Raw genomic sequence first — 14,814 nt, forward strand, 5'->3', positions numbered from 1 at the left:
GGGGAGTAGTACATGGCAGAAGTGACATTAAAGTCATTATTGCAGTTAGAAAAAATCGAAGATTCGCTCTACAGAGGACAAAGCTGGGATCTGGGATTCCGCGCGCTATTTGGCGGACAGGTTATGGGACAAGCGTTAGCCGCAGCCCATAACACCTTGCCAGAAGGTAGAGTTTCTCATTCCTTTCATTCTTACTTTTTATTACCCGGTGATGCAAACCATCCAGTGTTATATGATGTGGAAAATGTCAGAGATGGTAGAAGCTTTTCAACCCGTCGCGTAAAAGCAATACAAAATGGCAAAAACATATTCTATTTGACTGCGTCTTTTCAAACACCCGAGAAAGGCTTAGAGCATCAGTTTGCCGATATGCCAGATGTTCCGCCACCGCAGGAAGTGAAATCTGATTTAACTTTTTTTGAAAGTACATTGGATCAAATATCTGAGCGAATGCAAGAAGCAATTAGTTATCATAAGCCAATCGATAGCAGGACTGTACAAACCATAGATCCCTTGGAACCGGTTAAATCGGAGCCGAAGCGTTATATATGGATGCGCGCACAAGAAATCATAGCGGATAATTTAAACTTAAATCATGCCATGCTGGCCTATGCATCAGATTACCATTTTCTGGGTACTTGTTTGCAGCCCCATGGAATTTCGGTTAGAAATAAACAACTTAGAATGGCAACCATAGATCATGCAATGTGGTTTCATCACCCATTCAAATTTGACGAATGGTTATTATATGTCGCTGAAAGTCCATTTACTGGTGGCGTACGAGGGTTAGTTCGCGGTCAGTTCTTTAATCAAAAAGGGGTTCTTGTGGCTTCAACCATGCAAGAAGGGCTAATGCGACAAGTTAAAAAGTGAAGCGACTAAAGGCTAAAGGAGAGTTAATGTGATTTATTCAATCGGAAAACGCAAAGCCGTTGTTGCAAAGAGCGCGTTTATCGCGCCTGGTAGTCATGTGATTGGTTCGGTTAATTTGGCAGAAAATAGCAGCGTTTGGTTTAATGTTGTTATTCGTGGTGATTGTGACGAGATAACAGTGGGGCCAGATACGAATATTCAGGACGGCTCTGTTTTGCACACGGATTACGATATCCCCTTAATTCTAGGCAAAGGTGTAACGGTAGGACACAAAGTGATGTTGCATGGGTGTGAAATAGGTGACTACAGCCTAATTGGCATCAATGCTGTTGTGTTAAATGGGGCAAAGATTGGTCGTTATTGCTTAATTGGCGCAAATAGCTTGGTTACTGAAAACATGGAAATACCAGATGGTTCCCTTGTAATGGGAAGCCCAGCCAAAATTATTAAGACCCTAAATGAGCAACAGCAAGCAATGTTAAAAGGCTCTGCCGAACATTACGTGAATAATGCGAAACGCTACATGAGTGAGCTGATCGAAGAATAGTATAGACATTTTACACTGCTTTTTTGGCGGTTTTTTTCCCCCTTATAAAAAAGGCCCGGTACTATCACTAGTTCCGGGCTTAGGGGAATGGCTCTTGGAAAGAGCCTTGCGCTAACTCAACTTCTTCAGGGAGAAGTCTTCAAAATCAAAATTATTGATTCGAATATTTATTTTAGAACAAGTTTGCACAAAAATTAAACAAATTTGAAACTAAATTTAAAAACGTCTTAAAATCAGTGTCCTGCATCACAAAAACAAATGACTTCCATCCTTTATCAACACCTAAACCACACTTTATACAGTCCTTGTCTACAGCTTATCCACAGATCATTGGTGTGAACTGAACAATATTTTGGCTAATTAAAAGAAATATGGGGAATACAGTTGGCTAAATACATTCTTTTTATGAATAGTGGTTATGCTGATCTTGTCGTTTAGTCAGTCACCTGTAACACTAAGGCAGTTTTAACCTTTTGAGAATGTAATTTATGACTTCACTAGCTACATCATTTATACCAACGGTTCGTACTCTCATGGGGCCTGGACCTTCAGATGTTGACCCAAGAATACTGACGGCGCTATCTAGACCGACTATTGGGCATTTAGATCCGCAATTTATTGATCTAATGGATGAGATTAAATCTCTCCTACAATATGCATTTCAAACAAAGAATCAATTAACTATGCCAGTTTCAGCGCCAGGTTCTGCTGGTATGGAAGCCTGCTTTGCTAATTTAGTTGAGCCAGGTGACAAAGTGATCGTCTGCCAAAATGGGGTTTTTGGTGGGCGTATGAAAGAAAACGTGATTCGTTGTGGTGGTATCGCCGTAATGGTTGAAGACGAATGGGGTAAACCAACGGACATAAAAAAACTAGAACAAGCATTGGAAGAAAATAAAGACACTAAAATTGTCGCATTTGTACATGCTGAGACCTCAACAGGGGTTAAGAATGATGCCCAAGCGTTGTGTAAACTTGCGAAACAGTATAATTGTTTAACCTTAGTGGATGCCGTTACTTCCCTAGGTGGCTGTGAACTTAGAGTGGATGATTGGCAAATCGATGCGATTTATTCAGGTACACAAAAATGCTTGTCATGCGTGCCAGGCTTGTCTCCCGTTTCGTTCAGTCAGCTAGCGATCGACGCCATTAAAGCTAGAAAAACGCCGATTCAAAGCTGGTTCCTCGACATGGAGTTGGTTATGGGGTATTGGGGTAAAGGTGCTAAACGGGCCTACCACCATACTGCACCGGTAAACAGTTTATATGCATTGCATGAAGCGCTTTTGATATTGCAACAAGAGGGGCTAGAAGCCGCTTGGAAGCGTCATCAAGAAATGCACATTAAACTAAGAGATGGACTGCAAGCGTTAGGCTTAAAGTTCATTGTTGAAGAAAAGTATCGTTTACCGCAACTCAATACCGTGAGTATTCCCGATGGTGTTGATGACGCCAAAGTAAGAGAAACCTTACTTAACGAATACAACTTAGAAATTGGTGCAGGATTAGGCTCATTGGCTGGAAAAGTTTGGCGAATTGGTCTGATGGGATATGGTTCAAATATACAAAACGTGAACTATTGCATCGATAGTTTAAGAGCAGTTCTTAATGCTAGCGATTAATCGCTAAAAGACGCAACTCTCAGTCCCAAACTCAATAAAAAGTCCTGTTTATTAAAAGCTAATAAACAGGATTTGCTCACAGCCTATTGATTCTATGGTAATTTACTTGGTATTACTAAATACGATACTTACTTATGTTACATAGAATTTGGCTAGCGTTCATTTTGTCAGCATTCATCGCCACACTCTGGCAAGTTATTTTTAATGATCACATTGGCAGTTTTAAAGACGTGATGGACGCTGTTTATTCGATGGCGAAATTGAGCGTTGATATTTCCATTGGGTTAATAGGTGTACTTGCTTTCTGGTTAGGGATTTTTCAAGTAGCCGAACGCTCTGGTTTAGTCACTAAGTTGTCGGTAGTGTTGGAGCCCTTGCTGTGCCGCTTAATGCCCGAAATCCCTAAAGGGCATCCTGCCATCGGCAGTATTACTATGAACATATCCGCTAACGTTTTGGGATTAGATAACGCTGCGACGCCTTTTGGTATAAAAGCAATGCAAGATATGCAAAGCCTTAATACTCAGCAATCACGTCTGACCAACGCGCAAATAATATTTTTAGTGATGAACACCTCTTCGGTGACGTTGTTTCCAATCGCTGTGTTTCTATACCGAGCAGAACAAGGAGCGCTTAACCCTACGGATGTATTTATCCCTATTTTATTGGCTACTTTTGCTTCCACATTGGTTGGCTTATTGGTCACATCTTGGGTACAAAAAATTAATTTATTTAACCGTGTAATCTTCTTTTATGGCGCTGCTATTATTTCCGTAATTGCGGCCGTAATTCTGTACTTCTCCTCTTTAGGTGCTCAGCAAATGGCTGCGCAATCTTCTATAGTTGCAAATGGATTGCTATTAACTTTTATTGTCATAGTATTAAGTGTTGGTGCGCATAAAAAGCTCAATTGCTATGAGTTGTTTGTCGAGGGGGCTAAAAAAGGATTTGAATTAGCTATTTCACTAATTCCTTATTTAATCGCTATGTTATTTGCGATAGGAATGCTCAGAGCGAGCGGCTTGTTAGACATCTTGATGGGAATAATTGCCAATGGTGTAAACTTCATCGGTATCGATAATCGTTTTGTTGATGCAATACCTAATGCATTGATGAAACCTTTAAGCGGTTCTGGTGCCAGAGCTTTAATGATTGAAACAATGCAACACCATGGAGCTGACTCTTTTGCGGGGCGACTTGCTTCGGTGTTGCAAGGTTCAACAGAAACCACGTTTTATATTCTAGCCGTGTATTTAGGGGCTGTAGGCATTAAGCATAGTCGCTATGCCGTTGCTTGCTGCCTTGCTGCTGATTTTGCAGGTATTGTTACTGCAATTTTGGTGGCCTATTGGTTTTTTGGTTAAACTAACGGTTAGGTATTAGACATTTTTATAGAAGGTAAAGGTATGTTACGTAAACTAATCATGTTTTCAATTGTCTGTGTTTTTTTGGCGGGTTGCTCAAAAGTCACATATGCAAATTACGATAGAGTTGAAATGGGCATGATAAAATCGGATGTAGAAATGATTTTAGGAAAAGCCGATAACTGTGAGGCTGTTATTGGCACACACTCATGTATATGGGGAAATGAAGAGGACAAATATATCAAGGTCAGCTTCATTATGGATAGAGCCGCTGTGATTACACAAAAAGGATTAAAATAAAATGCGTATATTTGTTGTTTGTTTTTTATTATTAACTAGTTTTGCCATATCCGCCCATGAGTCACGCAGTGACATTATTACAGTTAGAGGGCAGGGCAGCATATTTCAAGCTCCAGACATTCTAAAATTTACGATTGCGGTAGAGGAGAAAGGTGATAATTCTGCGGCTTTAAATGATTTAGTCAGTTCAAAAACGCAAAAGATATTGTCGGTGTTAACTAAACACAAAATTGCTGAACAAGATATCCAAGCAATGTCTTTGAGTCTATACCCTTGGTATGAGCGTGAGAGACAATCAAACATTCAAAAAGGCTATGTGTTCAATCGTAATATTAATGTTACGTTGCGAAATTTTAAAAACTACCCCGCAATTTTAGATGATCTATTTGCCTTGAAAGTTAGCAGAATTGATGGCTTTCGTTATGAAGTAGAAGATCAACAACAAGCTTATCTGAATGCGTTAGAAGCGGCGATCGCTGACGGTCACGAGCGCGCCAAACATTTAGCTAAGAATTTGCAGATCAGATTGGGCTCAGTGGTGAATGTTGAGGAAACATCGAGTTATCAACCTGCGCCACAACCATCTGCTCGTTCACTGTCAGTTTTTAATGAGGCGGCGCAATATTTACCAGGATTAAATGAAATAAATGCGAGTGTGACACTGTCATTTAGTATTGCCAAATAGCCTCCTTATCCCCACGTCATTTTAACTAACATTTATCGCCGCGCTTGTTGAGAGATTAAGCAAATTAATCTCTCAACAAGCCGCTATCTATGGTTTATAAATCACAAAGCTTAAAAAAATCGCTGAAATTCTGGTGATTGAAGGTTAAAATCCCTTTAAATAACGACTCGTTGTAAAAATAAGCCGATAGCCTGAAGGTAAAGATGTCAAAAGATATAGAAAAAACTGATTTTTATCAAAGCCTTGCAAAGCAAGCACAAGCCTTGATAGGTGATGAGCGTAACTTAATTGCAAATTTAGCAAATTTGAGTGCGCTATTATTTATGAGTTTAGAAGACATTAATTGGGCAGGATTCTATCTTTTTGAAGACGATGAATTAGTGTTAGGACCGTTTCAGGGCAAACCTGCTTGTATACGAATTCCTATGGGAGTCGGTGTCTGCGGAACGGCAGCTATGAATAGAACCACGCAAATCATAACCGATGTGCATCAGTTTGAAGGGCATATTGCCTGTGATGCAGCGAGTAATTCTGAAATAGTCATACCTATTTTATCAGGAAGGCGCTTAGTTGGTGTGTTAGATATAGATAGTCCCTCATTAGCTCGTTTCGATTCTGTAGATGGGCTAGGTTTACAACAGATCGTTGATATTTTACAAGAGACTATCATTTGAAAAGTCTTGTAGATGTTCATGTTGTGTTGGCTACGCCAGCGGATCTCGAAAACTGGGATGAAGACGCTGAAGAAGCAGCGGAACGATTAAATACGATTTTGCATTTGGCTTATGATCTTGCTGATGAAGACATAGACACGAGTCGCTTGGAAAAAATACTACATCATATATGGGTAAACTGGCACGAAGACAGTTATCTCTTGGAAATCGACGACGCGGATTTGCACGACTGGGTTGACCAACTGTTGGCAACTTGGGATGATGCAGAACACGATGAAGATTATGAACAAAATTATTAATTAGTAGATTGAATGGAAAACCAACAAAAATTTTCAAACAGCAAAGAAGTCATTACTTTTTTGGCACAAACTTTCCCAAAATGCTTTTCCTTAGAAGGTGAAGCGAAACCTTTAAAAATAGGTATTTTTCAAGAGCTTTCCGAGCGTTTGAAAGACGATGAAAGGGTTAGTAAAACATTATTACGCGCATCTCTTAGACATTACACAAATAGCTGGCGTTATTTGCACAGTGTCAAAGAGGGGAGCTTTCGAATTGACTTAGATGGCAATCAAGGCGATGCAATTGAAAAAGAGCATGCTGATCATGCGATAAAACAATTAGCTGAAAGTAAGGCCAAGGTAGCGGAAAAACGCAAACTAAATAATCCGTCTAAGACTGCCGCTGATAAGAAAAATCACAAAGAAAAGCGTGAAAAATCAAATCAAACGCAATTTAAGGGAACTAAAGTTCCAAAAAATAAACCAATAAAGCAACCACCACCGGAAAAATTGACTGAATCAAATTTAGTGGTAGGGACCGAAGTTACCGTTAAGGTTGGAAAGAGTCCACTTCCTGCGACCATTACCGATATTTCAAAAGATGAAGTTCACGTCCAACTGCAAACAGGTATGATAGTGAAAGTGCAAGCAGATAATTTGCGCCTAGCTCGACCAAAGAGGTAGTAATATGAATAAATTTGTACGCGTTTCTGTATGTAGCGCATTGTTTTGTTTGAGTGCTGGTGCAATCGCGGTTAATTCTTCGAGTGAAGCGATCAATATTCCTAGTCTAGAGCAGGAATCTCAGCACTCAGCTTCAGCTAAACGAATAAGCTCCCACTTGTTACGCTCGCATTATAAGCCAATTAAAATTGATGATAGCTTGTCAGCGAAAACCTTTGATCGATACATCAGAACATTAGACTTCAATCGTAATTTCTTTTTGAAGTCGGATATTGAAGAGATGGAAAAGTATCGTTTAAATTTCGATGAGGCTATCGCCCAAGGCAATTTAAATGACGCGTACAAAGTATATTCGATAAATTTAAACCGCCGCTTAGAGCGTTTTAAATATGCGATTACGCTACTTGATAAGCCTTTCGACTTTGAGAAAAAGGGCGATTCATTAGAGTTCGATCGTGAAGACGCGCCTTGGGCTGCATCTACCGCAGAATTGAATGAGTTATGGCGTCAAAGAGTTAAATATGATGCTTTAAACTTAAAATTAGCAGGTAAAACAGCTGAAGAGATTAAAGATCTTTTAACCAAACGTTATGAACGTGCAATTAAACGTTTATCACAAACTAAAAGCGAAGATGTATTCCAAACTGTAATGCATTCTTTTGCTCGCAGTGTCGATGCACATACAAGTTATTTATCTCCGCAAAGTACAGATCGTTTTGATATGGAAATGAATCTATCTTTTGAAGGGATCGGTGCCGTGCTGCAAAGTGAAGACGATTACACTGTTATTCGCAGTGTTGTTCCTGGTGGTCCAGCTGAATTATCCAAAAAAATAAAGCCAGAAGATAAAATTGTCGGTGTAGCCCAAGACGAAGATGATTTTGTTGACATTATTGGCTGGCGTTTAGATGAAGTCGTGGAATTAATCAAAGGTCCAAAAGGAAGTGTGGTTAAGCTGCAAGTGTTAAAAGGTGCATCTGAGTCTAATGTGCCAGAAGTGGTTAGTTTGACCCGTGATAAAATTAAGCTAGAAGATAGAGCTGCTAAATCAGAGGTTTATGTACCAGAAACAGGTAATCACGCTGGTGAAAAACTTGGCGTCATTACCATACCTTCGTTCTACAACAATCTGCATACCGACGTTAAGAAAGAGTTGGCAGATTTAAAAGAAAAAGGGGTACGAGGAATTGTTGTCGATTTACGCGGTAATGGTGGCGGTTCGTTAACTGAGGCAACCTTACTTTCTGGATTGTTTTTTGATCAAGGTCCAGTAGTTCAGATACATGATGCTTCAGGGCGCACAAGAACTGAGAAAGATACCGATGGGATTACCTATTATGAAGGTCCTTTAACCGTACTTGTCGATCGCTACAGTGCATCGGCTTCAGAAATATTTGCTGCAGCTATGCAAGATTACGGTCGTGCAGTCGTACTAGGCGAACAGACCTTTGGTAAAGGAACGGTGCAACGTCATCGTCCACTTGGTCGTATTTACGATTTGTACAGCAATCCATTGGGGAGTATTCAATACACTATTGCGAAGTTTTATCGGATAAACGGTGGCAGTACTCAAAACATGGGTGTTGTTCCAGATATCAAATTTCCGTCAGCAATTAATCCTGAAGATTGGGGCGAAAGCCAAGAAGAAAATGCGCTTCCTTGGGATAGTATTGAGCGGGTGAATTATTCCACCTTCGGTGACACTTCTAATGTACTCACGGTGATGGAACAGAATCATTTGAAGCGTATTCAAAATGATCCTGAATTTGCTTATATATTTGAAGACATTCAACGATATCAAAAAGAAAAAGATAAAAAGACGATTTCTTTGGTTGAATCTGAACGGATAAAAGAAAAAGACGAACAAGAAGCTATGCGTCTTAAAAGAGCGAATGAACGCTTGGTCAGAGCAGGCAAAGAAAAAGTTGAAAAACTTGATGATTTACCAGAAGACATGGATGAAATTGATCCATTCCTAGATGAAGCAGCTAATATCACATTCGATTTAGTATCATCTGGGATGTACGCTTCTCATTCAGCAAAAAAGTAATTTTTAGTTACTATTAAAGGGCTATTTTTAATAGCCCTTTTTTTATAACATCAATAAATTATTTTTCGATACGAAAAAATATTAGACCTTGCAAGCTGAACTTAAATTTATGCAAATCGTCACTCACGACATTTAATGCTATTTTTAAGTAGGATAATCAATTGCAAAATATGGGTATTTTGAGGTCATAGCGGTATAGTATTCCCAAAATGGCTAAAAAAGTTAGCTAAACACAATAATAATAAAAGGGTACGGAATGAACGCACGTGGAGAGTTTTCTTCTCGACTTGGATTTATACTCGCTGCAGCTGGTTCAGCTGTTGGATTAGGTAATATTTGGGGGTTTCCTACCCAAGTAGCCAGTAATGGGGGAGCCGCTTTTGTATTGGTTTACATAGTCTTAGCTTTCCTTTTGGCTTATCCGGTTTTAATGGCTGAATTAATCATCGGTCGTGCTACCAGAGCTAATATGGTAGATGCCCTTGGGCAAATATCTGGTAGTAAACTAGGTCGAGCTACTGGCGTCTGGGGGTTTATAACGGTTTCATTAATTCTGGCATTCTACGCCATTGTGGCCGGATGGATGTTGGCTTTTTTCCTAGAAACAGTCACCCATTTCTTCGCTCTAGATACGTTATCAAATTGGTTGACGAGCCAATCCATTTTCCGAAATTTAGTCTTTTCTGGTGCATTTCTTATTCTCACTGCCGCTATTGTAACCGGAGGTGTTAGCAAAGGAATTGAACGTTGGTCAGTGAGACTTATGCCAACGCTAATGATTATTATTGTATTACTCATTGGTTACGTTTCATTGCAAGATGGTGCGATTGAGGGCTGGAAGGCTTATTTAGTTCCTGATTTCAGCCGAATTATGGATCCAGGGTTACTTATTAATGCGATGGGACAGGCGTTTTTCTCTATGTCTCTTGGTGTTGGTACTATGCTAGTTTACGGTTCATATGTGAGTAAAAATGAACGTTTACCGTCACTTGGCGCCTCAGTTGCGTTAGTCGACATTGGCGTGGCAGTACTTGCTGGGATGCTAATTATCCCTTCTATGTATGTCGCCTTGCATAACGGTGTACAAATATTTTCTGAAAACGGTGCGTTAATTGAAGGTGATAGCCTCATCTTTACCGTGTTGCCTGCACTATTTGATACTATGGGATCAGTGGGCATTTTTGTGGCTTTCGCATTTTTTGCATTGATGGTAATTGCCGCCTTAACCTCATCCATTTCAATGCTTGAAGTGCCCGTCGCCTATGTCGTGGAGAGTAAAGGCGTTAAGCGCACCAAAGCGGTTTGGTTGTTAGCGATATGCGTTTTTGTCGCAAGTTCGATTATCATCTTTAATTTCTCAAGTTTGTTTGGTCTGGTGATCAGCTTAACAACTAAATATAGCCAACCTCTATTAGGTCTCGCTTTATGTATATTTGCAGGTTGGGTATGGCGTCGGAATCATATATTAACTGAGCTTCGCAAAGGGGATGAAGAGGTCGAACATTCGTTATTTTGGAAAATTTGGCCTTGGTATGTGAAATTTATATGTCCTGTGGTCATTTTCATCATGTTTTATCGTTCAGTGACAGGATAAGGAAATCAATCCAATGGACAACAATAATAATAAAAAAGTCATAAAAGAAGCGACAATTCTCGATGCATTAATACCGATCGTAATCTTAATTTGTTTGTTATTTTCGTCGGTTTATTGGTACGGCAGTGATTCTTCTTTCGGTCCCAATCAAATCGCTTTGATATTCGCGATGTTCATTGCTTCCATGATAGGGATTAAAAATGGCTATACCTGGAAGGAAATAGAAAAGGGTATTGTCAGTGGAATTTCATTATCCCTTGGTGCGATCTTAATCTTATTGGCCGTGGGTGCTTTAATTGGTTCATGGATGTTATCTGGTACAGTTCCAACCTTAATCTACTATGGATTAGAACTACTCAACCCATCACTGTTCTATGCAGCAACATGTTTGATTTGTTCTGTTGTAGCCATGAGTATTGGCAGTAGTTGGACAACTGCCGCTACTGTTGGTGTTGCCTTGATGGGAGTCGCCAATGGCATGGGGATGTCGGAAGCTGTTACTGCTGGTGCTGTGGTATCTGGCGCTTATTTTGGCGATAAAATTTCTCCTTTGTCGGAAACCACTAACTTAGCGCCAGCAATTGCCGGGACAAATTTATTTGAACACATTCAATATATGCTGTGGACAGTTGTTCCAAGCATAATAATCACTTTAATAATATTTACGGTTTTAGGCTTTAACTCAAGTCAAGAGGCATCAGCACAAGGTATTGTGGATATGCAAAATCTGCTGGAGTCTGAATTTAACTTGGGATTACATTTACTTATCCCGTTAGCCGTGCTGCTTGTTTTAGCACTGAAAAAAGTGCCAGCTTTCCCTGCGGTATCTATTGGCGCCATTTTAGGGGGGATTTGGGCTGCTGCCTTTCAACCGGAAGTCGTTCAAAGCTTTGCTACAGATGAACGCGAAGGAATCGTTGCCAGTATCACTGTTGTTTGGACAGCGCTTTATGCAGGGGTTAATTTTAGTACCGATAGTGATGTGTTGAATGACTTGTTAAGTCGTGGCGGAATGTCTAGCATGCTCAATACTATATGGCTAATTATGTGCGCACTTACCTTTGGTGCTGTACTGGAGAAAGTCGGGCTATTAAAACGAATTGTCAGCGCTATCTTAAAAGGTGCTACATCGGCTGGTGACATGATCTCCAGAACTATATTGACCTGCTTTGCTACTAACGTGATTACGGCGGATCAGTATATGGCTATAGTGATGCCTGGGCGCATGTATAAGAATGAGTATGAAAAGCGTGGTTTGCATCAATTAAACCTATCTCGTAGTTTAGAAGATGGCGGAACCTTAACCTCGCCTCTAATACCTTGGAATACGTGTGGTGCCTACATGGGCGGTGTTTTAGGGGTAGGTGCGCTAGATTACGCTATTTATGCCTTTTTTAATCTGATTAATCCTATTTTAGCTATCGTGTATGCCTATTTAGGGATTAAAATTCTCAGAGTACCAATTCCTGCATACGCAGAGCCGGTTGCCAGTAAAAGTTAGCTTTTGCTGGGCGCAATTCGGTATTTTTATATTTTCAATTAGGTCAAAGTATGTCCGACAATAGTGTTATCAAAGCAAAACGCCGTTTAGATTATCAAGCTCCCCATTTTTTCATTAGCACGGTAGATTTATCGGTAAAACTTGAAGAGCCAAAAACCCAAGTTAAGAGTCAGTTGCGTATTAAGCGTAACGGTGAACATCAACATCCACTTGTTTTGGATGGTGAAGAGTTAGAACTGATCGATGTTAAATTAAATGGTAAAAGCGTTGAAAAGTATCAGCAAACATCAACGTCGTTGATAATTGAAAATGTCCCTGAAGACTTCTATTTAGAAATATTTACAGAACTTAATCCGGCTGCGAATAGTTCGTTAGAAGGGTTGTACAAAACTGCTAACGCCTATTGCACTCAGTGTGAAGCTGAAGGTTTCCGCAAAATAACCTATTTTATCGATCGACCTGACGTTTTGGCTGAATATACAGTTACTATCTATGCCGATCAGAAGAATTACCCATTCTTATTATCTAACGGTAATAAAGTTGACAGCGGTAAGCTTGAAGATGGCCGTCATTGGGTTAAATGGCATGACCCATTCAAGAAACCTTGCTATTTATTTGCTTTGGTTGCTGGAGACTTTGACCTCCTCGAGGATCATTATAAAACGGCTTCTGGTAGAAAAATTTTATTACAGCTTTTTGTTGATAAAGGTAAATCGAGTCGTGGTCATCATGCATTGGCTTCCCTTAAGAAAGCGATGGCATGGGATGAACAAGTTTTTGATTTAGAATACGATCTTGATATCTATATGATCGTTGCCGTGGACTTTTTCAACATGGGAGCGATGGAAAATAAAGGCTTAAATGTATTCAATAGTAAATATGTTTTAGCCGATAGTGCCTCGGCAACAGATGAAGATTTTTTCAATATTGAGTCTGTGATAGCCCACGAATACTTCCATAATTGGACAGGTAATCGTGTGACCTGTAGAGATTGGTTCCAACTCAGTTTAAAAGAAGGGTTAACGGTTTTTCGCGATCAACAGTTTAGTGCAGACATGAGTTCTCCAGTGGTGAATCGGATAAAAAATGTCAAAGTGATGAGAGAACATCAATTTGCCGAAGATGCCAGCGCCATGTCTCATCCTATTCGACCTGACGAAGTTATTGAAATGAATAATTTCTATACTGTCACTGTCTACGACAAAGGTGCTGAAGTAATCCGCATGATGCACACTTTGTTGGGTCAGGAAGGGTTTAAAAATGGCATTGACTTGTATTTTAAACGACATGATGGACAAGCTGTTACTTGCGATGATTTTGTGAGCGCAATGCAAGACGCTAATCAAGTTGATTTGTCACAATTCAAACGTTGGTACGGACAGTCAGGCACGCCTATTGTGAATGTTACTGAGAGTTTTGATGCTGAAAAAGGAGAGTATGCTCTTGAGTTCAAACAAATCAATAATCCAACTGCCGATCAAAAAGACAAACAAGATTTACACATACCTATCCGTTTAGAATTGATTACTAAAGGCGGGAAAACAACGGTTGAACTGTTCAATCTTAAACTCAATCAACAGTCACTAGTTAAGTCTGGGTTTGAACAAAAACCGACAGTTGCATTATTAGCTGATTTCTCCGCCCCAGTTAAACTCGAATTTAACTATTCAGTCGACGCTTTATTGCAAATCGCCTTATCTAGCCAAGATGGGTTTTCTCGTTGGGATGCTGCTCAAACCCTTTTTAGTGAATATTTACACGGCAAAACGCCAGCAAGTTCTAAATTGAGTGTTAATTATAAGGCCATCGATAAACTCGTCGATGGATTGCTGAAGGACATAAAAGCATCCTCTGACTTAGCGTTGATCGCTGAAATGTTAACCCTACCGAGTATCGAAACGTTAGCCCAGCAAGTCCCACGTTATTATGTGGTGGAGTTAAATCAGGCTAGAAAAGAACTGGAAATTTATATCGCCAAAACGTTTTCAGAGTATTTTGCAACTGTTTATCAAACGACCCAACAATCTGGTTATGACTATGAATCTGAACAAGTTAATAAGCGTAAGTTACGCAATTTGTGTTTATATTATTTAGCCAAAACTGAGCAAGGTAATAGCCTAGTAACTAAACAGTTTGAATCATCAGACAATATGACTGACACACTAGGCGCACTTAAAGCCGCTCAATCTGCAGTGCTTCCTTGTTTTGAAATTCTAATGGATAAATTTGAACAAAAATGGTCTGATGACCCCTTAGTTCTGGATAAGTGGTTTGCGTTGCACGCAAGTTGTGAGGTTCCAGATATTTTAGCGCGTCTAGATTTATTATTGAGTCACAAACAGTTTAATCATGATAATCCAAACCGAGTTCGATCAGTTATCGGTACTTTTGCGTTCTACAACGCTACTGGTTTTCACGCGATTGACGGTTCAGGCTATAAATATATAACCGATTATTTACTTAAGTTAGATGCAAGAAATCCGCAGGTAGCCGCTAGAATTGTTACGCCTTTAACCCAATGGCGTAAAATGGATGATATACGGGCTGATTTAATGAAGTACCAATTAACGCGATTAATGGCGCTTCCCAATTTAAGTAAAGACGTATTTGAAAAAGTGAGCAAAAGCCTTAGCTATCAATGA

General features: G+C 39.8%; 13 protein-coding genes. All 13 read left to right on the top strand.

The window, feature by feature from the left end; translation table 11 throughout:
- The first annotated feature begins 12 nt into the window (after positions 1–12).
- Positions 13–873, top strand: a complete 861-nt coding sequence (locus tag VUI23_RS10475) for an acyl-CoA thioesterase II (protein WP_303499912.1) — start codon at positions 13–15, stop codon at positions 871–873.
- 28 nt (positions 874–901) lie between these two features.
- On the top strand, positions 902–1,420 hold the full coding sequence (locus VUI23_RS10480; RefSeq protein WP_216046576.1) for a gamma carbonic anhydrase family protein: 519 nt from the start codon (positions 902–904) through the stop codon (positions 1,418–1,420).
- A gap of 488 nt (positions 1,421–1,908) precedes the next feature.
- Positions 1,909–3,042: an alanine--glyoxylate aminotransferase family protein gene (locus VUI23_RS10485; protein WP_216046577.1), complete on the top strand. Its 1,134-nt coding sequence runs from the start codon at positions 1,909–1,911 to the stop codon at positions 3,040–3,042.
- 134 nt (positions 3,043–3,176) lie between these two features.
- Positions 3,177–4,406 carry a nucleoside recognition domain-containing protein gene (locus tag VUI23_RS10490; protein ID WP_216046578.1) on the top strand — a complete coding sequence of 410 codons (1,230 nt, stop codon included), beginning with the start codon at positions 3,177–3,179 and terminating at the stop codon, positions 4,404–4,406.
- 42 nt (positions 4,407–4,448) lie between these two features.
- Positions 4,449–4,706, top strand: a complete 258-nt coding sequence (locus VUI23_RS10495) for a DUF3862 domain-containing protein (RefSeq protein ID WP_216046579.1) — start codon at positions 4,449–4,451, stop codon at positions 4,704–4,706.
- Position 4,707: 1 nt separating this feature from the next.
- Entirely contained in the window at positions 4,708–5,391 is a 684-nt protein-coding gene (locus VUI23_RS10500) for an SIMPL domain-containing protein (RefSeq protein WP_216046580.1), read from the top strand.
- Between the two features lie 203 nt (positions 5,392–5,594).
- Positions 5,595–6,065: a GAF domain-containing protein gene (locus VUI23_RS10505; RefSeq protein WP_252728702.1), complete on the top strand. Its 471-nt coding sequence runs from the start codon at positions 5,595–5,597 to the stop codon at positions 6,063–6,065.
- Positions 6,062–6,364 (top strand): hypothetical protein, encoded by a 303-nt coding sequence (locus VUI23_RS10510; protein ID WP_216046581.1) that lies wholly within the window; start codon positions 6,062–6,064, stop codon positions 6,362–6,364. The genes VUI23_RS10505 and VUI23_RS10510 overlap by 4 nt, the downstream gene beginning before the upstream one ends.
- 12 nt (positions 6,365–6,376) lie before the next feature.
- Complete coding sequence (gene proQ, locus VUI23_RS10515; RefSeq protein ID WP_216046582.1) at positions 6,377–7,027, top strand: RNA chaperone ProQ; 651 nt, start codon at positions 6,377–6,379, stop codon at positions 7,025–7,027.
- A gap of 4 nt (positions 7,028–7,031) precedes the next feature.
- Positions 7,032–9,077: a carboxy terminal-processing peptidase gene (prc, locus tag VUI23_RS10520; protein WP_216046583.1), complete on the top strand. Its 2,046-nt coding sequence runs from the start codon at positions 7,032–7,034 to the stop codon at positions 9,075–9,077.
- A gap of 256 nt (positions 9,078–9,333) precedes the next feature.
- Positions 9,334–10,671 carry a sodium-dependent transporter gene (locus VUI23_RS10525; protein WP_342808187.1) on the top strand — a complete coding sequence of 446 codons (1,338 nt, stop codon included), beginning with the start codon at positions 9,334–9,336 and terminating at the stop codon, positions 10,669–10,671.
- Positions 10,672–10,684: 13 nt separating this feature from the next.
- Positions 10,685–12,172: a Na+/H+ antiporter NhaC gene (gene nhaC, locus VUI23_RS10530; RefSeq protein WP_216046585.1), complete on the top strand. Its 1,488-nt coding sequence runs from the start codon at positions 10,685–10,687 to the stop codon at positions 12,170–12,172.
- A gap of 50 nt (positions 12,173–12,222) precedes the next feature.
- Positions 12,223–14,814 carry an aminopeptidase N gene (gene pepN / locus VUI23_RS10535; protein WP_342808189.1) on the top strand — a complete coding sequence of 864 codons (2,592 nt, stop codon included), beginning with the start codon at positions 12,223–12,225 and terminating at the stop codon, positions 14,812–14,814.

It is taken from the genome of Alteromonas sp. M12 (assembly GCF_037478005.1).
Taxonomy (GTDB): Bacteria; Pseudomonadota; Gammaproteobacteria; order Enterobacterales; family Alteromonadaceae; genus Aliiglaciecola; species Aliiglaciecola lipolytica_A.

What these genes read in the sequence shown, in the direction of transcription:
- VUI23_RS10525 (WP_342808187.1), top strand. Translation starts at nt 9,334, where the DNA reads ATGAACGCACGTGGAGAGTTTTCTTCTCGACTTGGATTTATACTCGCT.
- VUI23_RS10475 (WP_303499912.1), top strand. Translation starts at nt 13, where the DNA reads ATGGCAGAAGTGACATTAAAGTCATTATTGCAGTTAGAAAAAATCGAA.
- VUI23_RS10500 (WP_216046580.1), top strand. Translation starts at nt 4,708, where the DNA reads ATGCGTATATTTGTTGTTTGTTTTTTATTATTAACTAGTTTTGCCATA.
- VUI23_RS10495 (WP_216046579.1), top strand. Translation starts at nt 4,449, where the DNA reads ATGTTACGTAAACTAATCATGTTTTCAATTGTCTGTGTTTTTTTGGCG.
- nhaC (WP_216046585.1), top strand. Translation starts at nt 10,685, where the DNA reads ATGGACAACAATAATAATAAAAAAGTCATAAAAGAAGCGACAATTCTC.
- VUI23_RS10490 (WP_216046578.1), top strand. Translation starts at nt 3,177, where the DNA reads ATGTTACATAGAATTTGGCTAGCGTTCATTTTGTCAGCATTCATCGCC.
- VUI23_RS10505 (WP_252728702.1), top strand. Translation starts at nt 5,595, where the DNA reads ATGTCAAAAGATATAGAAAAAACTGATTTTTATCAAAGCCTTGCAAAG.
- proQ (WP_216046582.1), top strand. Translation starts at nt 6,377, where the DNA reads ATGGAAAACCAACAAAAATTTTCAAACAGCAAAGAAGTCATTACTTTT.
- pepN (WP_342808189.1), top strand. Translation starts at nt 12,223, where the DNA reads ATGTCCGACAATAGTGTTATCAAAGCAAAACGCCGTTTAGATTATCAA.
- prc (WP_216046583.1), top strand. Translation starts at nt 7,032, where the DNA reads ATGAATAAATTTGTACGCGTTTCTGTATGTAGCGCATTGTTTTGTTTG.
- VUI23_RS10485 (WP_216046577.1), top strand. Translation starts at nt 1,909, where the DNA reads ATGACTTCACTAGCTACATCATTTATACCAACGGTTCGTACTCTCATG.